This is a genomic window from Streptomyces sp. NPDC005955, assembly GCF_042871255.1.
Lineage (GTDB): Bacteria > Actinomycetota > Actinomycetes > Streptomycetales > Streptomycetaceae > Streptomyces.
Genome location: NZ_JBIAIF010000026.1, coordinates 1 through 21,697 on the forward strand (window position 1 = coordinate 1; position 21,697 = coordinate 21,697).

Annotated in this window: 5 protein-coding genes; all 5 read left to right on the top strand. The window is 71.6% G+C overall.

Annotation, left to right across the window (positions count from 1 at the left end; genetic code table 11):
- The coding region (locus ACFYOU_RS33020; RefSeq protein ID WP_391310949.1) for an SDR family NAD(P)-dependent oxidoreductase at positions 1-1,605 on the top strand (1,605 nt) is incomplete at its 5' end.
- A gap of 14 nt (positions 1,606-1,619) precedes the next feature.
- Positions 1,620-8,051, top strand: a complete 6,432-nt coding sequence (locus ACFYOU_RS33025; protein ID WP_391310951.1) for an SDR family NAD(P)-dependent oxidoreductase — start codon at positions 1,620-1,622, stop codon at positions 8,049-8,051.
- Between the two features lie 52 nt (positions 8,052-8,103).
- Positions 8,104-19,284 (top strand): SDR family NAD(P)-dependent oxidoreductase, encoded by an 11,181-nt coding sequence (locus ACFYOU_RS33030; RefSeq protein ID WP_391310953.1) that lies wholly within the window; start codon positions 8,104-8,106, stop codon positions 19,282-19,284.
- Positions 19,285-19,348: 64 nt separating this feature from the next.
- Positions 19,349-20,791, top strand: a complete 1,443-nt coding sequence (locus tag ACFYOU_RS33035) for a cytochrome P450 (RefSeq protein WP_391310955.1) — start codon at positions 19,349-19,351, stop codon at positions 20,789-20,791.
- Between the two features lie 299 nt (positions 20,792-21,090).
- A complete protein-coding gene (locus tag ACFYOU_RS33040) occupies positions 21,091-21,675 on the top strand; it encodes a DUF2867 domain-containing protein (RefSeq protein WP_391310957.1) in 585 nt (194 codons plus the stop codon).
- Positions 21,676-21,697: the final 22 nt, after the last annotated feature.

Below are 21,697 nucleotides of genomic sequence, written 5' to 3' on the forward strand. Positions count from 1 at the left end.
GGGGCGCTGGCGGGTTCGCGGTTGGTGGTGGTGACTCGGGGTGCGGTGTCGGTTGGTGGTGGTGCTGCGGATGTGGCGCAGGCTGGGGTGTGGGGGTTGTTGCGGAGTGCGCAGTCGGAGCATCCGGGTCGGTTCGTTCTGGTGGATGTGGACGGTGACCAGCAGCCGGACTGGGGTGTGGTCCTGAGTTCGGATGAACCGCAGCTCGCGGTGCGTGAGGGGCAGTGGTTGGCTCCTCGGCTGACCCGTTCGGTCGTGGGGGCTTCGGACGCGGTCGTTCGGTCCTTCGATCCTGAGGGGACGGTGGTGGTGACCGGTGGTATGGGTGGTTTGGGTGCGATCTTTGCCCGTCATCTGGCTGCGTCGCACGGGGTGCGTGACCTTCTGTTGCTGAGTCGTCGTGGTCCGGCGGCTGAGGGTGCTGCGGACCTGGTCGCGGAGTTGGACGTGTTGGGTTGTTCGGCTCGGGTCGTGGCCTGTGACGTGTCCGACCGCGAGCAACTGGCCGCGGTGCTCGCTGAGACGAAGCGCCCGTTGACCGGTGTCGTGCATACGGCGGGTGTGTTGGATGACGGTGTGGTGGAGTCGTTGACCGTTGACCAGATCGACCGTGTGATGCGTCCGAAGGTCGACGCGGCCTGGCACCTGCACGAGCTGACTGCCGACGCGGACCTGTCGGCGTTCGTGGTGTTCTCGTCGGTGGCGGCGTTGATGGGGAGCCCTGGTCAGGGCAACTACGCCGCGGCGAACGCGGCGTTGGATGCGCTCGCTGCGACCCGCCGTGCCGCGGGACTGCCTGCCACTTCCCTCGCGTGGGGGCTGTGGTCGGACACCGCGGGAATGGGAGCGCGGTTGGGTGAGGCGGAGCTTGCCCGACTGGAACGGATGGGCATGAGCGCGCTCACCGCCGAAACCGGTCCGGCGCTGTTCGATGAATCCCTCGAAGTGGACGCCGCCGTGGTGGCTCCGGTCCTGCTGGAGACGGCGGCCCTCCGAGCGCAGGCCAAGGCCGGAATGCTGCCGCCGCTGTTGCGCGGGCTGGTCAAGGTCCCCGCCCAGGTGGTGGACACCAGCGCTGGCGGTCTGGTCCAGAGGCTTGCCGGTATACCGGAGACAGAGCGCGAGCAGATCGTGCTCGAACTCGTACAGACCCAGGTGGCCGCGGTGCTCGCTCACTCCTCGGCTTCGTCCATCGAACCGGAGCGGGCGTTCAAGGACCTCGGCTTCGACTCGCTGAGCGCGGTCGAACTACGCAACCGTCTCACCCAGGCGACCGGCGTGCGCCTGCCCGCCACCCTCGTCTTCGACCATCCGACACCGGCGGCCGTCGCCGACCTGCTGCTGTCGGAGATCGGGGGCGGCGAGCCGGCGGAGCCCCTCATCGACCAAGAGGTGAGGAAGCTGGAGGACATGCTCGTGGCGAGTTCCGCGGACGAGCAACAGCGGGTGGCCAAGCGACTGCGCACCTTGCTGTCGAGCATCAGCGCCGGGGCGGGCGACGCTGCTCAGAACGACAAGAAGCAGAGCGCCAGGGAGCGGATCGAAGCGGCAACGACCGCAGAAGAGATCTTCCAGATGATCGATGTGGATTTGGGCGAAGCGTGAGTAGGGGCACAGGGATGACGGAGAAAATCGATCAGCAGGAGAAGCTCGTCCGCTACCTGAAGAAGGTCGCGGTCGAACTCAACGAGACGAGGGCGCAGCTCGAAGAGGTCGAGGCCCGCGCGACCGAGCCCTTGGCGATCATCGGTATGAGCTGCCGGTACCCGGGCGGGGTGACGTCGCCCGAGGACCTGTGGGAGCTGGTGGCATCGGGGCGGGACGCCATCAGCGGGCTTCCGACCGACCGCGGCTGGGACCTGGAGCGGCTCTACGACCCGGACCCCGACCAGACCGGCAAGGTCTACGCCCGGGGTGGCGGATTCCTGGCGGGCATCGGGGAGTTCGACGCGGAGTTCTTCGGGATCAGTCCGCGCGAGGCCCTGGCGATGGACCCGCAGCAGCGGCTGTTGCTGGAAGCCTCGTGGGAGGCGTTCGAACACGCGAGCATCGACCCGACCTCGCTGCGCGGCAGCGACACGGGCGTCTACTGCGGTCTCGGTGTCACTGACTACAGCGTGGCCCCCGAAGGCAGCCTGCCCCAGGTGGAGGGGTTCCAACTCACCGGCGGCTCGGCCAGCGTTTCGTCCGGCCGCATCTCGTACCTGTTCGGGCTGGAGGGCCCGGCAGCGTCGGTGGACACCGCATGTTCCTCCTCGGCTGTAGCCCTGCACTTGGCCGCTCAGGCGCTTCGGTCGGGTGAGTGCTCCCTCGCCCTCGCCGGTGGCGTCGCCCTCATGCCCGGCCCGTTCATGTTGCGCGAGTTCAGCCGGCAGCGCGGTCTTTCGACGGACGGGCGGTGCCGTGCGTACGCGGCGTCCGCCGACGGCACGGGCTTCTCCGACGGTCTGGGTCTGGTGGTGCTGGAGCGGCTGTCCGACGCGAAGCGCAACGGGCGTCGCATCCTCGGGCTGATCCGCGGCACGGCGATCAACCAGGACGGTGCGAGCAACGGCCTCACCGCGCCGAACGGCCCCTCGCAGGAGCGGGTCATCCGGCGTGCCCTGGAGAACGCCGGAGGGCTGCGCCTCTCCGATGTGGACGCGGTGGAGGGCCACGGTACGGGGACGAAGTTGGGTGACCCGATCGAGGCGCAGGCGTTGTTGGCGACGTACGGTCGTGAGCGTTCCGGTGATCCGCTGTGGTTGGGGTCCATCAAGTCGAACATCGGTCACACGTCTGCTGCGGCTGGTGTGGCGGGCGTCATCAAGATGGTGATGGCCATGCGTCACGGTGTGTTGCCGTCGACGTTGCACGTGGACGAGCCGTCGCCGCACGTCGACTGGACGTCGGGTGAAGTCGAGCTGTTGACGGAGGCGCGTGCGTGGCCGGTGGGGGATCGTCCCCGTCGTGCCGGTGTGTCGTCGTTCGGCGTGAGCGGAACCAACGCGCACATCATCGTTGAAGAAGCGCCGGTTGAGGACGCTGCTACCACGGAGGGTACTTCGTCGGACAGCGCGCGCTTGGCAGCAGTGCCGGTGGTGGTGTCGGGTCGTTCCGATGCGGCGTTGCGCGCCCAGGCGGACCGGTTGCGTTCGTTCGTGATTGCGCGGCCTGAGGTATCTGCTCTGGACGCTGCGCACTCGTTGGTGGGTTCGCGCGCACTGCTGGAGCGGCGCGCGGTGGTGGTTGCTGCTGGCCGCGACGAGTTGATAGCGCGCCTGGCCGACATATCCACGGGTGAAGGCGAAAGCGCCGTAGCGGGGAAGTCGGCGTTCCTGTTCACGGGGCAGGGTTCTCAGCGTGCGGGTATGGGTCTTGGGTTGGCGGCGGAGTTCCCTGCCTTCGACCAGGCACTGCGTGAAGTGTGCGCGGAACTCGACCCACGGTTGGGCCGCCCGGTCCGGGAACTCCTCGCGTCCGACGGTGGGGTGTTGGATGCGACGGAGTTCACGCAGGTGGTGTTGTTCGCGGTCGAGGTCGCGCTGTACCGCCTGGTGGAGTCGCTTGGGCTGCGTGCGGACTACTTGATCGGCCACTCCGTCGGGGAGATCGCCGCCGCACATGTAGCAGGGGTGCTCTCGTTGGGTGATGCCTCAGAGCTCGTGGTGGCGCGTGGGCGTTTGATGGGTGGGTTGCCTGCGGGTGGGGTGATGGTCGCGGTCCAGGCGAGCGAGCCCGAAGTGACCGAGTCGTTGGCCGGGTTCGAGGGTCGTCTCGAAGTCGCGGCGGTGAACGGCCCGACCTCCGTGGTCGTCTCCGGTGACGAGGACGCCGCTGAGGAATGGCTCAAGCACTGGGAAGGCCGCAAGACGACTCGGCTTCGGGTGTCGCACGCATTCCATTCCCCGCGGATGGAACCGATGCTCGACGAGTTCCGAGCGGTTGCCGAGCGCCTGGAGTACGCAGCGCCGCAGACCCCGGTCGTCTCGAACGTCACGGGCGAAGTCGTGGAGGTATTCGACGCCGAGTACTGGGTCCGCCACGTACGCCAAGCAGTGCGTTTCGCTGACGGGGTCCGCACCCTGTGGGACCTCGATGTGCGCCGCTTCCTCGAACTCGGCCCGGATGCCGTACTGACCGCGATGGCGCGCCAGTGCCTCGACACCGACACCGAGCACACCGACGCCGTGTTCCTCCCGGCCCTGCGCAGGAAGCAGAACGAGCCGGAGGCGTTCGCCGGGTTCCTCGGCCACGCTTACGCGGCCGGCATCACGGTGGACTGGGACACCTTCTACGCCGACACCGACGCCCAGCGCATCGACCTCCCCACCTACGCCTTCCAGCGCGAGAACTACTGGTTGATGCCGACGGTGGGCACCGGCGACGTGTCGGCAGCCGGCCTGGATCGGGTGGAGCATCCGGTGTTGGCGGCGGCGGTGCAGGTGGGTGACCGCGACGAGTGGGTGTTCACCGGGCGGTTCTCGACTGAGTCGCAGCCGTGGGTGCGGGATCACGTGGTGTTGGGCTTGGTCATCGTGCCCGGCACTGCGTGGGTGGAACTGGTGACCGCCGCCGGCCGTCGTGTTGGTGCCCCGGTGCTGGACGAACTCGTGATGGAGGCACCTCTCCTGCTGGAGGAGGGCGAGGCGGTCCAGCTGCGGGTGATGGTGGGCGCTGTCGAGGACGGCCGACGCGAGGTTGCGGTCTTCGCCCGCCCCGAACCCGGCACCGGCGATGACACCGAGGCCAACGGGGACGGTGATCAGGGCAAGGAGATGACCTGCCACGCACGTGGCTGGCTGGCCGCGGAGGACACGACGTCCGTGGCGTCCTGGACCCCGGACGCATGGCCCCCCGCCGGGGGTGAGGTCATGACGGCGGACGAGTTGTACGCGGGCATGGCCGAACTGGGCTTCGACTACGGCCCCGCCTTCCAGGGCGTGCGGACGGCATGGAAGGTCGACGGCGACTCGTTCGCCGAGGTTGCCCTCCCCGACGACGGCAGCGGAGACGGCTTCGGCCTGCACCCGGCGCTCTTCGACGCGTCCCTGCACTCGGGCTTGCCGCGGGGCGGACCGAGGGACACCGCTGTCCTCCCCTTCTCGTGGTCCGGGGTGCGCATCGGGCGGCAGGGGCTGTCCCGGGTACGCATCCGCATGCGCCAGGTCGACGACACGGCCTTCCGTCTCGACGTCGTCAGCGAACACGGCGAACCGGTGTTGAGCCTGGAGCGGTTGGACCTGCGTGCGGTCGATCCGGCCCAGCTGGAGCGGTTGCGACGCCGTGGGCGACAGCCGGTGTACGAGCTGGACTGGGCCCCGATCGCCGTGGGCGTGGGCGAGCCCGTCCGGGCTGCGGTGCTGGGAGGAGCCGCCGTCACGGGCGAGCGGTTCCCGGACCTGGACGCGTGGGAACGGAGCCTCGCTGACGGTGGCCCGGTGCCGCATCTGGTCCTGGCCGGTGTCGAGGTCCCCGACGGTGACCCCGCCGGGGCTGCCAGGGCGGCCACTGCCGGGGCTCTGGACCTGGTGCAGCGCTGGCTGACCAGTGAGCGGCCGGGTGATGACGCCCGGCTGGTCGTGGTGACCCGGGGAGCGGTGGCCGTGGGGGACGAGGTCCCCGACGTCGCCCAGGCCGCGGTCTGGGGTCTGCTGCGGAGTGCGCAGTCCGAGCACCCGGGCCGGTTCCTCCTGGTCGACCTGGACGGCGAGGAGCCGGACTGGGGTGCGCTGCTCGACGGCGACGAGCCACAGATCGCCGTGCGCGGGGAGCAGGTGTTCGCGCCGCGACTGAGGGCGGCCACCGCACCCGCCGACGATGCATGGCACCTGTCGGCCACGCGCAAGGGTTCGATCGAGGACGTCGAGATCGTGGCCTCCGACGCCCGTCGGCCGCTCGCTGCCGACGAGGTCCGCATCGCGGTTCGTGCTGCGGGGGTGAACTTCCGCGACGTTCTGATCGCGCTCGGCCTCTACCCCGATGACGTGCCCCTGGGCGCGGAGGCGGCCGGTGTCGTGCTGGAGGTCGGCTCGGCCGTCACCGATGTCGCGCCGGGCGACCGGGTCTTCGGAATCGTGATGGAGTCCTTCGGCCCGGTGGCCGTGGCGCACCGGACCCTGGTCGCCCGGATGCCGGACGGCTGGACGTACGCCCAGGCGGCCTCGGTTCCGGTGGCGTACGCGACTGCCTACTACGGCCTGGTGGACCTGGCCGGGCTGAGCGCGGGGGAACGGGTCCTGGTGCAGGCCGCTGCCGGTGGCGTGGGGACGGCCGCGGTGCAGATCGCGCAGCACCTCGGCGCGGAGGTGTTCGCTACGGCCGGCCCGTCCAAGTGGGACGTGGTGCGGGCCGCGGGCGTCCCTGCCGACCACATCGCCTCCTCGCGGGAGCTCGGGTTCCAGGACGCCTTCCTGGAGGTTACCGACGGCGCCGGGGTGGACGTGGTGCTGAACTCCCTGGCGGGCGAGTTCGTTGACGCCTCGTTGGACCTGTTGCCGCACGGTGGCCGGTTCGTGGAGATGGGCAAGGCCGACGTCCGCGACGCCGAGGCGATCGCGGCGCTGCCCGCGGGCGTGGCGTACCGCGCGTTCGATCTGTGGGAGGCGGGTCCCCAGCGGCTGGGCGAGCTGCTGTCCGAGGTCGTTGCCCTGTTCCAGAAGGGCGTACTGAGGTTCGCACCGATCCGGACCTGGGACGTTCGCCAGGGGCGCGAGGCGTTGCGCTACCTGAGGGAGGGCCTCAACGTCGGCAAGGTGGTGCTGACCGTTCCGGCGCCCTTGGGCCCGGAGGGGACGGTGGTGGTGACCGGTGGTACGGGTGGTTTGGGTGCGGTGTTCGCCCGTCATCTGGCCGCGTCGCACGGGGTGCGTGACCTTCTGTTGCTGAGTCGTCGTGGTCCGGCGGCTGAGGGTGCTGCGGACCTAGTCGCGGAGCTAGAGGTGTTGGGTTGTTCGGCTCGGGTCGTGGCCTGTGACGTGTCCGACCGCGAGCAGCTGGCCGCGGCACTCGCTTCGGTGGAGAGCCCGTTGACGGGTGTCGTGCACACGGCGGGTGTGCTGGACGACGGTGTGGTGGAGTCGTTGACCGTCGAGCAGATCGACCGTGTGATGCGTCCGAAGGTGGACGCGGCCTGGCACCTGCACGAACTGACCGCCGACTCCGACCTCTCCGCCTTCATCGTGTTCTCCTCGGTGGCGGCGTTGATGGGGAGCCCGGGGCAGGGCAACTACGCCGCGGCGAACGCAGCGTTGGATGCGCTCGCTGTGACCCGCCGTGCCGCGGGACTGCCCGCCACCTCCCTCGCGTGGGGCCTCTGGTCGGACACCGCGGGCATGGCGGCACAACTGGACGAGGCGGACCTCGCCCGTCTGGAGCGTATGGGCATGACCGCGCTCACCCCCGAGACCGGGCCCGCCCTGTTCGACCGGTCGCTGGACCTGGAAGCGGCCGTGGTGGCTCCGGTTCTGCTGGAGACCGCGGCACTGCGTGCGCAGGCCAGGGCGGGGATGCTTCCGCCGTTGCTGCGCGGGCTGGTCAAGGTGCCCGCCCGTGCGGGCGAGGCGAACGCGGCGGTCCTGCTCCAGCGCCTGGCCGGTGAGTCGGAAGCGGACCGGGAACGGATCGTGCTCGAACTGGTCCAGTCCCAGGTGGCGTCCGTCCTCGGACATTCCTCGGCGGTGTCCGTGGACCCCGAGCGGGCGTTCAAGGACCTCGGTTTCGACTCGCTGAGCGCGGTCGAACTACGCAACCGTCTCACCCGGGCCACCGGTGTGCGCCTGCCCGCCACCGTCGTGTTCGACCATCCGTCCCCGGCGGCCGTGGCCCGGCACCTGCTGGCGGAGATCGCTCCTGACGCCGCCGGCAAGCCCCGGTCGGAGGATGACGAGATCCGTGCCCTTCTCGCGTCGATCCCCATCGACCGGCTGCGCAAGGCCGGCCTCCTCGGCACCTTGCGCGAACTGGCCGACGGCGATCTGGCGGAGGCACCCGTCGAGGACGGGGACACCGCTTCGTTCGACGACATGGACGCGGAGGCCCTGATCCGGATGGCCCAAGAGGACCTCGCATGACCTCGGCCGAGGAAGTCGTCGCCGCAACGAGCTTGGAGAAGAAGGAATAGACATGGCCACCGACCAGAACCAGCTCGTCGAGGCGCTCCGGAAGTCCCTCAAGGAGACCGACCGGCTCCGTCAGCTGAACAAGCGGCTCCTTGCCCAGGCCGGCGAGCCGCTGGCCATCGTCGGCATGAGCTGCCGCTACCCCGGGGGCGTCACCTCCCCCGACGAGTTGTGGGAGCTGGTGGCGTCGGGGCGCGACGCGATCACCGGGCTGCCCGCTGACCGCGACTGGGACCTGGAGCGGCTCTACGACCCGAGCCTGAGCCGGCCCGGCGCCCTGTCCACCAGCGGCGGTGGTTTCCTCGACCGGATAGCCGAGTTCGACGCGGAGTTCTTCGGGATCAGTCCGCGCGAGGCCCTGGCGATGGACCCGCAGCAGCGTCTGTTGCTGGAAGCCTCGTGGGAGGCGTTCGAGCACGCGGGAATCGACCCGACCTCGCTGCGCGGCAGCGACACGGGTGTCTTCTGCGGCGTGGGCACCAGCGACTACTGCTCGGTGCCCGCGGGCAGCCTGCCGCACATCGAGGGCTTCCAGCTGACCGGTGGCGCGGCCAGCGTGTCCTCCGGCCGTATCTCCTACGTGTTCGGTCTGGAGGGGCCCGCGGTCTCCGTCGACACGGCCTGTTCCTCCTCCGCGGTCGCCCTGCACATGGCCGCCCAGGCCCTGCGCGCCGGGGAGTGCTCCATGGCCCTCGTCGGCGGCGTGACCGTCATGTCCGGCCCGTTCCTGCTGTCCGAGTTCAGCCGGCAGCAGGCGGTGTCGCCGGACGGGCGGTGCCGTGCGTACGCGGCGTCGGCCGACGGCACGGGCTTCTCCGACGGTCTGGGTCTGGTGGTGCTGGAGCGGCTGTCCGACGCGAAGCGCAACGGGCGTCGCATCCTCGGGCTGATCCGCGGCACGGCGATCAACCAGGACGGTGCGAGCAACGGCCTCACCGCGCCGAACGGCCCCTCGCAGGAGCGGGTCATCCGCCAGGCGTTGAGCAGTGCGGGTCTGTCCCCGTCCGATGTGGACGCGGTCGAAGGCCACGGCACCGGCACCGTCCTCGGTGACCCGATCGAAGCCCAGGCCCTGCTGGCGACGTACGGCCGTGAGCGGGCCGGCGGCGACCCGGTGTGGTTGGGGTCGATCAAGTCGAACATCGGTCACACCTCGCTGGCCGCGGGCGTGGCCGGGGTGATCAAGATGGTGATGGCGATGCGGCACGAAGTGCTGCCGCAGACCCTCCACGTCGACGAACCCTCCCCGCACATCGACTGGGAGGCCGGCGGCGTCGAGTTGCTGACCGAGGCGCGGCCCTGGCCGGTGGGGGACAGGCCCCGCCGCGCCGCGGTGTCGTCGTTCGGGGTGAGCGGCACCAACGCGCACATCATCCTGGAAGAGGCCCCCGCCGAGGAGCCCGTCGCCGGCGACCCCGCGCAGCCGCGTCCGGTGCGGGTCGTGCCCGTGACGGTGTCCGGTCGGACCGCGACCGCGATGCGCGCCCAGGCCGAGCGCATCCGCGCGCACGCACTGGCCCGGCCCGAACTGTCCCTGGCGGACCTCGGCCTCTCGGCGGCGACCACCCGGGCCCACCTGGAACACCGTGGTGTCGTGGCGGCCGCCGATCGCGACCAACTGCTCTCCGCCCTGACCGCGTTGTCCGTCGGCGAGCCGTCGCCCCTCGTCGTCGAGGGCCGTGCCGCACCCGGAGCCAAGCCGGTGTTCGTGTTCCCGGGTCAGGGTGCGCAGTGGGTGGGTATGGCGGTGGGGTTGTTGGACGGGTCTCCGGTGTTCGCTGCTGAGGTGGTGGCGTGTGGGGAGGCGTTGTCGGAGTTTGTGGAGTGGCGGCTTGAGGATGTGTTGCGGGGTGTTGAGGGTGCGCCGTCGTTGGAGCGGGTGGATGTGGTGCAGCCCGCGTTGTTCGCGGTGATGGTGGGTTTGGCGGCGGTGTGGCGTTCGTACGGTGTGGAGCCGTCTGCGGTGGTGGGGCATTCGCAGGGGGAGATTGCTGCGGCGTATGTGGCGGGTGGGTTGTCGTTGCGGGATGCTGCGCGGATCGTGGCGGTGCGCAGTCAGTTGGTGCGTGACCGGTTGGCTGGGCTCGGCGGGATGATGTCGGTTGCGGTGGGTGCGGAGCGGGCTGAGGAACTGATCGCTCCGTACGCGGGTCGGGTGTCGGTGGCGACGGTGAACGGTCCTTCGTCGGTCGTGGTCGCCGGGGAGCCGGAGGCTTTGGACGAACTGCTGGCGACGTGTGAGCGCGATGACGTCCGGGCGCGGCGGGTGAAGGTGGATTATGCGTCGCATTCGGTGCAGGTGGAGGTGGTTGAGGGGGAGCTGCGGGAGGCGCTTGCGCCGGTGGTGCCGTTGAAGGGGCGGGTTCCGTTCTTTTCGACGGTGTCGGGTGAGTTCTTGGACACCACGTCGATGGATGCCGGGTACTGGTACCGGAATCTGCGGAACCCGGTCGGTTTCGAGCCGGCGATCCGTGCGCTGGTCGACAAGGGCACGGGTTGTTTCCTGGAGATGTCCCCCCACCCCGTGCTCACCATGGCGGTGGAGCAGACCGTTGCCGACCACGGCCAGGTCAACCGGGCCGCGGTGGTGGGCTCCCTGCGCCGTGACGAGGGTGGCCTGGAACGGTTCCTCCTCTCGCTCGGCCAGGCACATGCCGCCGGGGTGAAGGTCGACTGGGCCGCCCACTTCGCCGACTCCGGTGCCCGGCGGGTCGCCCTGCCGACCTACGCCTTCCAGCACAAGCGCTACTGGCTGGACTCCACCGGATTCGCTGATGCCTCCGCGGTCGGCCTCGGCCGCGTCGAGCACCCCGTGCTGGCGGCGGCCGTGCAGGTCGGTGACCGCGACGAATGGGTCTTCACCGGCCGTGTTTCCCACCAGGGACAGCCGTGGACCCGTGACCACGCCCTGTTCGGCACGGTCACCCTCCCGGGCGCCGCGCTGGTGGAGCTGGTCCTGTCCGCGGCCCGGCACGTCGGCTGCGAACTGCTGGAGGAGTTGGACCTCGACGCGCCGGTGGTCCTCACCGACGAGGCCGTACGGATGCAGGTCACGGTCGGCCCGGCCGACGCCGCCGGCCGCCGTGAGGTGGCGGTGTACTCACGGCCGGACACCGGCGAGGAAGGGTCCACCGGAACCGTCCGCCACGCCCGGGGTCGGATCGCTCCCGAGGCGGCGCCGCTGTCGACCCGGACCGGCCAGTGGCCGCCCCCCGGGGCCGAGCCGCTGTCGGTGGAGGGGCTGTACACCACACTGGTCGAACAGGGGCTCGACTGCGGTCAGTTGCTCCAGTGCGTGCAGTCGGCGTGGACCCGGGAAGGTGAGGTGTACGCCGACCTCGCGCTGCCCGACGGAACCGATGCCGGCGGGTTCGCGCTCCACCCGGCCCTGCTGGAGTCCTCGCTCCACGCGGCCCCCCGGTCCGCGGCGGACGGCGCCCCGTCCGCGGTGTCCTGGTCGGGTGTGCGGGTCGCGGGCGAGAAGGTGTCCCAGGCGCGGGTGCGCATCGTCGCGGTCGGTGACGGCGCACTGCGCCTCGACGTCTTCGACGCCGAGGACGCGCCCGTCGCTCAGGTCGACCGGATCGTCGTACGGGCAGCCGACCCGGCCAGGCTCGGCCAACTGCGGCGCGGACAGCACCCGTTGTTCCGGCTGGACTGGGTCCCCGTGTCCGTCGGTACGGCCGCACCGGTGCCGACGGCCGCACTGGGAGAGATTGCGGGAGTGGCCGACGGGCACCCCGAACTGGCCTCGCTGCTCACCGCCGTCGCCGAGGGCGCACCCGTTCCACAGGCGGTCCTCGCCGTGATCGACACCCCTGAGGGGCAGACGGCCGAGGCGGTGCACGATGCCGCGGAACGGACCGTGGCGCTGCTGCGGCAATGGCTCGCCGCCGACGGACTGGACGAGGCCGTGCTCGTCGTCCGCACCGAGGGTGCGGTGACGATCGGGGACGAGGTGCCCCGTGCCGCGCAGGCCGCGGTGTGGGGCGTGGTGCGCGCCGCGCAGTCCGAGCACCCCGGCCGCTTCCTCGTCGTGGACGGGGACGGGGTCGGGGAGTGGGGTGCGCTGCTCGCGCTCGACGAGCCCCAGCTTGCCGTGCGCGACCGCAAGGTGTTGGCTCCGCGGTTGGCCAGGGTCCCCGGCGGGCCGGCGAGCCGACCGGAGCCCGTGGACCCCGACGGGACCGTGCTGGTCACCGGCGGTCTCGGCGCCCTGTTCGTCGAACGTCTGATCACCCACCACGGGGCCCGTCACCTGGTGCTGGCCGCCGCCCCGGAGCAGGTCGACACGGTCTCCGCCGATCTGGCGTCCCTGGACGCGCAGGTGCGGGTCGTGCCCTGTGACGTCACCGACCGCGGGCAACTCGCCGCTCTGGTGGCGTCCTTGGAACTTCCCGTGACCGCGGTCGTGCATGCCGCGGGGGTCCCCGACGCGGGGCTGATCGAGAGCCTGTCCGACGAGCGGTGGGAGACGGTGCTGCGCGCCACGGTCGACACGGCCTGGCACCTGCACGAGCTGACGGCGGACGCGGACCTCTCCGCGTTCGTCCTGTTCTCCTCCTTCGCGGGTCTGGTCGGCATCCCCGGTCAGGCCGCCGCCTCCGCGGCGGACGCCGCGCTGGCCGCGCTGGCGGGCGCACGCCGATCTGCGGGTCAGCCCGGCACCACGCTCGCCTGGGGCTTCTGGGCCGACGGGCCCGGCACCCCCGAGCTCGGCACGGCCGATGCGGCTCTCGTCGCCCAGGCCGGGATCCTCCCGCTGCCCACCGAACTCGGACTCGAACTGTTCGACCGCGGTGTCGCCGCGGACGAGGCGCTGCTGGCTCCGGTGGAGTTGGACCCGGCCGTGCTGCGGGAACAGGCCCGGGCCGGACTGCTGCCCTCGGTGCTGCGCGGACTCGTCCGGGTGCCCGCCCGGCGCGCGGCCTCCGGCGGCACCCTGGCGCGCCGCCTGGCGGAGGTGCCGGAGGCCGACCGGGAACGGGTGGTGCTCGAACTGGTGCGGGCGCAGGTCGCCTCGGTGCTCGGCCACACCTCCGCCGACGAGGTGGACGGCGAACGCGCCTTCAAGGAGATCGGCTTCGACTCCGTCAGCGCGGTCGAACTGCGCAACCGGCTCTCCCAGAGCACCGGGGTCCCGTTGCCCGCCACCGTGGTGTTCGACCATCCGACACCGGTGGCCGTGACCCGGTTGCTGCTCTCGCAGGTCGACGGAACGACGAGTGCCGCACCGCCGCCCGCGCAGAAGCGGGTCGGTGCGGTGGACGAACCGTTGGCGATCATCGGCATCGGTTGCCGCTACCCCGGGGGCGTCACCTCGGCGGAGGACCTGTGGGACCTCGTGGTCGAGGGCCGGGACGTGATCGGCCCGATGCCCACCGACCGGGGCTGGGACGTGGAACGGCTGTACAGTCCGGACCGCGAACAGATCGGCACCACGTACGCCCGCGGCGGGGGCTTCCTCGCGGGCCTGGGTGACTTCGACGCCGAGTTCTTCGGGATCAGCCCCCGCGAGGCCGTGGCGATGGACCCCCAGCAGCGACTGTTGCTGGAGACCTCCTGGGAGACCCTGGAACACGCCTCGATCGACCCGACGTCCCTGCGCGGCACCGACACCGGCGTCTTCCTCGGCATCACCGGCTCCGACTACGGCATCCTCGTGCCCAGCGAGTACGAGGGCTACCGCGTCCTCGGCACCATGACGAGCGTCGCCTCCGGTCGCATCGCCTACACCCTCGGGCTGGAGGGTCCCGCGGTGTCGATGGAGACGGCCTGCTCCTCCTCCGGGGTGGCGTTGCACCAGGCGGCGCAGGCGCTCCGCAACGGCGAGTGCTCACTCGCGTTGGCGGGCGGGGTGACGTTCATGACGACACCGATCACGATGACCGAGTTCAGCCGGCAGGGAGCGAACTCCCCGGACGGGCGGTGCCGTGCGTACGCGGCGTCCGCCGACGGCACGGGCTTCTCCGACGGTCTGGGTCTGGTGGTGCTGGAGCGGCTGTCCGACGCGCAGCGCAACGGGCGTCGCATCCTGGGGCTGATCCGGAGCACGGCGATCAACCAGGACGGTGCGAGCAACGGTCTGACCGCGCCGAACGGTCCGGCCCAGGAGCGGGTCATCCAACAGGCGCTGGCCAACGCCGGACTGTCCCCCTCCGAGGTGGACGTGGTCGAGGGCCACGGCACCGGCACCGTCCTCGGCGACCCGATCGAGGCGCACGCCCTGCTGGCGACGTACGGCCGTGAGCGGGCCGGCGGCGACCCGCTGTGGTTGGGGTCGATCAAGTCGAACATCGGCCACACCTCCGGGGCCGCCGGTGTCGCCGGCGTGATCAAGATGGTGATGGCGATGCGGAACGGGGTCCTCCCGAAGACCCTGCACGTCGACGAGCCGTCCCCGCACATCGACTGGCGGTCCGGCGAGGTCGAACTGCTGACGGAGGCCCGGGAGTGGACCAGCCCCGGCCGTCCGCGTCGTGCGGGCGTGTCGTCGTTCGGGGTGAGCGGCACCAACGCCCACATCATCGTCGAGGAGGCGCCCGCCGAGGTGCCGGCCGCGCCCGTCGAGGACGCGACGCCGGCGCCCGTGACGCCGGTGCTGCTCTCCGCGCGCGGCGAGGACGCCCTGCGCGCCCAGGCCGAACGGCTGCGGCGGCACCTGCTGGCGGACCCGGACCTGTCGGTGCTCGACCTCGGGCACTCGCAGCTGACCACACGGGCCTCGCTGGACCACCACGCGGTGCTGGTCGCCGGTGACCGTGACGAACTGGTCGCCGAGCTCGCCGGCTTCGCGGTCGGTGACGTGACCGAGCAGACCGCCGCCGGCCGCCCCGTCGGCACCGCAAAGCCGGTGTTCGTGTTCCCGGGTCAGGGTGCGCAGTGGGTGGGTATGGCGGTGGGGTTGTTGGACGGGTCTCCGGTGTTCGCTGCTGAGGTGGTGGCGTGTGGGGAGGCGTTGTCGGAGTTCGTGGAGTGGCGGCTTGAGGATGTGTTGCGGGGTGTTGAGGGTGCGCCGTCGTTGGAGCGGGTGGATGTGGTGCAGCCCGCGCTGTTCGCGGTGATGGTGGGTTTGGCGGCGGTGTGGCGTTCGTACGGTGTGGAGCCGTCCGCGGTGGTGGGGCATTCGCAGGGGGAGATCGCTGCGGCGTATGTGGCGGGTGGGTTGTCGTTGCGGGATGCCGCGCGGATCATCGCGGTGCGCAGCCGGATCGCCCGCGACCGGCTCATGGGCACCGGCTCGCTCGCCTCGCTCGCCCTGCCGCTGGAGCGGGTCGAGCAACTGATCGCCCCCTACGGGGACGGCGTGTCGGTGGCGGCGGTGAACGGCCCGTCGTCAGTGATCGTCGCCGGTGACGTGGAAGCGGTCGACGCCCTGGTCCAGCACTGCGAACGCGAGGGCGTCCGGGCCAAGCGGGTTCCCAGCACCTTCGCCTCGCACTCGTCGCACGTGGAGGTGGCCCGCGCCGAGATGCTGGAGGCGTTCGCCCCGGTCGAGCCGCGGAGCGGGCACGTTCCCCTGTACTCGACGGCGCTCGGCGGGTTCGTCGACACCGCCACCATGGACGCCGCCTACTGGTACGCCAACCTCCGCAACCCGGTCGGCTTCGAACCGGCCGTCCGGGCGCTCGTGGACGACGGCGCCGGCTGTTTCCTGGAGATGTCCCCGCACCCGGTGCTGGGCGTCGCGATGGAGGAGACCGTGGCCGCCAGCGGTGCCGCCCGGGTCGCCGTGGTCGGTTCGCTGCGACGCCAGCAGGGCGGGCTGAAGCGGTTCCTGCTCTCCCTCGCCGAGGCGCACATCGCCGGAGTGAAGATCGACTGGGCGGCCCACTTCGCCGACTCCGGTGCCCGACGGGTGCCGCTGCCGACCTACGCCTTCCAGCGCAAGCGGTACTGGCCGAGCACGCGCCCGACCGCGGGCGACCCGGCGGACTCCGGTCTCGGCCGGGTCGACCACCCGGTGTTGACGGCCGGCATGCAACTCGCCGACCGGGACGAATGGGTACTCACCGGCCGGCTGTCCCACGAGTCCCAGCCGTGGCTGCGCGATCACGCCGCCTTCGGTCTCCAGGTCGCACCCCACACGACCCTGGTCGAACTGGCCCTGGCCGCGGGGCGCAGCGTCGGGACGCCGCTGCTCGACGACATGATGTTCGAGGCGCCGGTGCTGCTGCCCGACGGCGCGGCGCTCCAGATCCAGACGATCGTGGGCGCCCGTGACGCGGACGGCCGCCGATCGGTTGCCGTGCACTCACGCCCGGACGGTGACCAGCACGCCGAGTCGACCCGACACTGCACCGGCTGGTTGGCACCGGACACCGCGCCCGCCACGGGCTGGACCGGCGCATGGCCGCCCGCCGGGGCCGAAGCGGTACCGGTGGACGGGCTGTACGCCACCCTGGTCGACCTCGGCCTGGACTGCGGTCCGGCGCTCCAGGGGGTACGCGCGGCCTGGCGCTCCGGCGCCGAGCTGTACGCCGAACTCGCGCTGCCCGAGGACGTCGGCGCCGCGGGCTTCGGCATCCACCCGGCCCTGTTCGAATCCGCGCTGCACACCGGACAGTTGTCCTTCAGCGCGCAGGAGACGCCGAAGCTTCCGGTCACCTGGTCCGGGGTGCGGTTGGCGGCGACCGGTGCCAGCCGGGGCCGTGCGCACGTGAAGCCCGAGGGTGACGCCCTGCGGCTGAACGTCTTCGGTGAGGACGGTGCACTCGTCCTCGGGGTGGACCGCATCGCCTTCCACGAGGTCGACGAGGGCCACCTCGAAGAACTCCGCCGTGGCCAGAGCTCGTTGTACCGCGTGGACTGGATCCCGGTTCCGTCGGGCGCGGCCGCTCCGGTGCGGTTGGCCGCGCTGGGCGGGGCCCCGGGGGCGATGATGGACCGGTACCCGGACCTGGCGGACCTCGGCCGGGCCGTCGCCGACGGCACGCCGGTCCCGCAGGCCGTGCTCACCCGGCTCGACACCCCCGTCGGAGACTCTCCCGAGGCGGTACGGCGCGCGGCCGACGAGGCGACCGACCTGGTGCGGCGTTGGCTGGAGCAGGGGCCGTCCGACGGGGCCGTACTCGTCGTGGCGACGTGCGGCGCGGTCGCGGTCACGGACACGGAGGTGCCCGATGCGGCGCAGGCCGCGGTGTGGGGCGTGCTCCGGGAGGCGCAGGCCGCGCACCCGGGCCGGTTCCTCGTCGTGGACGTCGACGGAACCGGCGAGGACGCCCAGCCGGAGTGGGCCGCGGTGCTCGGCGCCGACGAACCGCAGCTCGCCGTGCGCGCCGGGCGGGTCCTGGTGTCCCGGCTGGCCCTGCTGCCGGCCGGATCAGCGGATCGCTCGCCGCTGGCGGACACCGACGGCACCGTGCTGATCAGCGGCGGTACGGTCGCGGGTGCCTCGCTGGCCAAGCACCTGGCCGTCCAGCACGGCGTCCGGGAACTGCTGCTGCTCGGCGAACCCGGTGCCGCCGCTGAAGCGTTGGTGACGGAACTGGCCGCACTCGGTGCCCGGGCGCGCGTCGCGGCCCCCGCACCCGACGGGCTCTGCGCGGTGCTCGAATCCCTGGACCGGCCGCTCAGCGCGGTCATCCACACGGGGGACCGGCCCGGTGTCCCCGCGCTGGACCTGCTGTGGCGACTGCACGCGCTGACCGAGCACGCCGGGCTCCGCGCCTTCGTGACGTTCTCCTCGTTCGCGTCCCTCGCCGGGGGCGGGGCAACGGACCCGACCGTCGACGCGGCCGGTGCGGCCCTGGTGCGGGCGCGCCGCGCCGCCGGGCTCGCCGGTACCCAACTCGCCTGGGGCGCCTGGGCGGGGATCGTCGAGGCCCCCGGCGGCGTCGAACTGTCGATCGAGCACGGACTCGCGCTGTTCGACCAGGCCCTCGCGGTGGACGCCCCGCTGGTGGCGCCGGTGCGACTGGACCCGGCGGTGCTGCGGGGACAGGCCCGCGAGCGGACCCTGCCGGCCCTGCTGCGCGGACTGGTGCGCCTGCCCGCCGAGCGGGTGGCGAGCGGTGGGTCGCTGGCCCAGCGCCTGGCCGGCGTCCTGGACGCGGAACGCGAGCAGGTCGTGTTGGAACTCGTCAACGCACACGTGGCGGCCGTGCTCGGTCACCGGGCCGACGACCGGATCGACACCGAGCGCAAGCTGGCGGAACTCGGCATGGACTCGATGAGCGCGGTCGGGCTCCGCAACCGGCTCGCCCAGGCCACCGGCATGAGCCTGCCCGTCTCGTTCGTCTTCGAGCACCCGACCCCGGCGGAGATCGCCCGCCAACTGCTGAAGCGGGTCGGCTCGGGAGCCGACACCGGGGCGTCCCCGACGGTCGACGAGACGATCACCCCGCGGCTGCGGCACGCCGTCGAGACCGGCACCCTCCCGCAGGCACTGCGGCACCTGGTGGACGAGGCGGCCACCCGCGAGGTCTTCTCCTCGGCCGCCGAACTGCCCGGAGCCCATGCGCTGCTCGCACGACTGGCCTCCGGACCCGGCCGGGTGAAGATCGTCTGCGTGCCGTCCTACGTGTACGTGGTCGGTTCCGGTCAGGAGCAGTTCATGCGGCTGGCCCAACGCTTCGAAGGGGTGCGGGACGTGCACGTCTGCGCCCTGCCGGGCTTCGGGAGCGAGGTGGCCCCGGCGTCCCGGGAGGTCGCCCTGGACGTCCTGGGCGACGCCGTCCGCGCGGCCGTCGGCGACGCGCCGTTCGTCCTGGTCGGCTACTCCACGGGCGGGGCGGTGGCCCGTTCACTGGCCGGACACCTCGAAGACGCCGGTGCCGCACCGGCCGGGGTCGTCATGATCGACACACTGGCACTCGACGGCGACGGCGACGGCGACAGCGGTGAAGGACCGGCCGGGGACGGTGCGGACGGGGCGGGCCGTGCGTTCGCCGCGGTGCTGGCGGAGATCCTCACCCAGGAGCGGCACCCCGTCACCGTCGACGACGCCAGCTGGCTGTCCACGGGCGCCTATCTGCGCCTGTTCACCACAGCCCGGCGGCAGTCGGTCTCCGCACGGACCCTGATGATCCGTGCGACCGAACCGCTCGGCGGGGCGGGCCTGCCGAACGGCCCCCGGTGGGAGGACGCCGACGCGCACGTCGAGGTGGCCGCCGACCACTTCGCCCTGGTCGAGACGGCCGCCGCCGCCACCGCGGACGCCATCGAGGGCTGGATCGGCGAGTGACGAGCGGCGACGGCGGGCCAGAACACGTGACCCAAGCGGCAACGAGATGAAGGAAGCAAGGACTATGGACCACTCCGGCAACACTCACGACGCGGCGGTCGCGTCCGGCGGCACGTGCCCGATCGACCATTCCGCGCCCGCTCCGCAGACGGTCGTGCCCTCCACGGCGCTGCCCGTGGTGGAGATGCCGCGGATGCGGCAGCTGCTGAGCATCTGGGCTCGCCCCGAGCCCTTCCTGAAGAGCTGCCGCGCCAAGTACGGCAGCCGGTTCCGCGTGACGATCATCCCCGGGATCCGCATCCATGTGATCTCCGCGCCGGAGGACGTCAAACAGATGTTCTTCGCGCCCCGCGACGTGCTGCACACCGGCTCCAGCAACGGCCCGATCGAGAAGTGGACCGGGCAGAACGGCCTCGCCTGGCTGGACGAGGACGCGCACACCACGCGCCGCCGCAGCGTCATGCCCAGCTTCCGCGGCGACGCCCTGAAGCGCGTGGAGCAGGCCGTCACCCAACTGGCCAAGGAGACGGTCGCGTCCTGGCCGCGCAACCAGGTCGTCTCGGTCCACCCCCACGCGCACCGCTACACCACCAAGGTCATCCTCGAAGTCCTCTTCGGTGAGCACCGCCCGTCCTGCGAGGACGAGATGTTCGAGGAGGTGATGAAGATGCTGGACTTCAACTCCCGGCCCGCGTCGATGAAGATGTTCCACCGGATGCCGCCCTGGCGGGTGAAGCTGCTGCGCCTGATCCGGCCCAACGGCGTCAACGAGTTCCTGACCCGCCGCGAACGGGTCTACCGCACGCTCGACACGGCCATCGAGGAGCGTGCCCGGTCCGGCGCGCCCGGCGACGACCTGCTGGGCGTGATGCTGGGCATCACCAACGCGGACGGCTCCAAGCCCAGCCGCATCGAGATGCGCGACGAGATCATGACCCAGTTCCTCGCCGGTACGGAGACCACCGCATCGGCCATCTGCTGGGCGCTGGAGTTCCTGACCCGGCACCCCCACGTCGTCGAGCGGCTGCGCGCGGAGATCGAGGAGGGCAGCAGCGACGAGTACCTGACGGCCGTGGTGAACGAGGTGCTGCGGCTCGGTCCGCCGATCCAGCAGATCGTCCCCCGCGAGGTGGTCAAGCCCATCGAGATAGGCGGCGTGCGCTACGAGTCCGGTGACCGGCTGTGGGCCAGCGCCTACCTGCTCAACCGGGACGAGCACAACTACCCGGAGCCCGACGAGTTCCGGCCCGAGCGCTTCCTCGGCGTCAAGCCGGCCTCGCACACCTGGATCCCGTTCGGCGGCGGCCACACCCGCTGCCTCGGTGACCGGATCGCCTTCGTGGAGCTGAAGGCCACCCTGACCGAGATCCTGACCACCTGTGACGTGGAACGCGCCGACGCCGCCCCGCAGCTCGCCCACAGCCGCACCGTCGTCAACATCCCGAAGGGCGGCGCCCGCATGGTGTTCCGCCCCCGCAAGGTGAAGGCGGCGTCGGCCGCGGGCTGAGCACCGACCGCTGCCCGTGGGGGGCGCCAACTGCACGGACGCCGAGGCGCGTTCGCGGCGGCTCGGCGCCCCCCGGTAGGTTGGCTCCGCCGCGCGCGGCCGGTTTCGGCCCGGCGGCGTCATCAGACGGTCCCCGCACCCGGGGAGTGGCGGGAGCGGCCCTCCGACCCGTCAGGGGTGAGGCCCCCGGGACCCGGGGACCGGCCCGGGTGGGACACGGGCCGCCCCCGCGTCACGCCGCACCCGGCGGGGTTCCCCGCGCGGGTGCGCGTCCGTTCCACCCGAGATGGAGTGTGTGCATGAGGATCCCCAACTCCGCTTTCACCGAACGGCCCTGGAGGCTCCACGAGTTCATCAAGGACTTCGAGATCGAAGACGTCTGGGACCTGGACACCCCCGGCGGACCCGACGGGCTGGCCCACCTGGTGAACCAGTTCGACAGCGACGGATCCGACTTCAAGCCGTCGCCGATGTACAAGCTGCTGTTCGCGATCCGGTGGCGGCTCGGCGCCGTCCTGAAGTGGGACGGGGACGAACACGGCGTCGGTCCGCGCAACCCCTCGCTGCGGGACCGCCTACCGGCGGACCTGCTCGACGTCCCGCGCGGCCCGGACATGAAGGTCGTGCCGCTGAAGTCGGTCTACCAGACCTCCGACGAATGGGTGACCGAGGTCGTCAACAAGACCGTGCACGCGGCGATGCACATCGGGTGGGTGGACGACGGCGACGGCCGCTACCACGCGCAGATGACCGTGCTGGTCAAGACGAAGGGCCGACTGGGGAAGGTGTACATGCCCCTCATCCTGCCCTTCCGGCGGGTCTTCGTGACGCCGTCGCTGGTCAAGGCGATCGGCCGTTCCTGGCACGCGCGAACGGCCGGCTGACGGCGTACGCCCCGGTGGCCAC

Excerpts from the sequence above, each read along its gene's own strand:
- ACFYOU_RS33035 (WP_391310955.1), top strand. The coding sequence starts at position 19,349 with ATGGACCACTCCGGCAACACTCACGACGCGGCGGTCGCGTCCGGCGGC.
- ACFYOU_RS33030 (WP_391310953.1), top strand. The coding sequence starts at position 8,104 with ATGGCCACCGACCAGAACCAGCTCGTCGAGGCGCTCCGGAAGTCCCTC.
- ACFYOU_RS33025 (WP_391310951.1), top strand. The coding sequence starts at position 1,620 with ATGACGGAGAAAATCGATCAGCAGGAGAAGCTCGTCCGCTACCTGAAG.
- ACFYOU_RS33040 (WP_391310957.1), top strand. The coding sequence starts at position 21,091 with ATGAGGATCCCCAACTCCGCTTTCACCGAACGGCCCTGGAGGCTCCAC.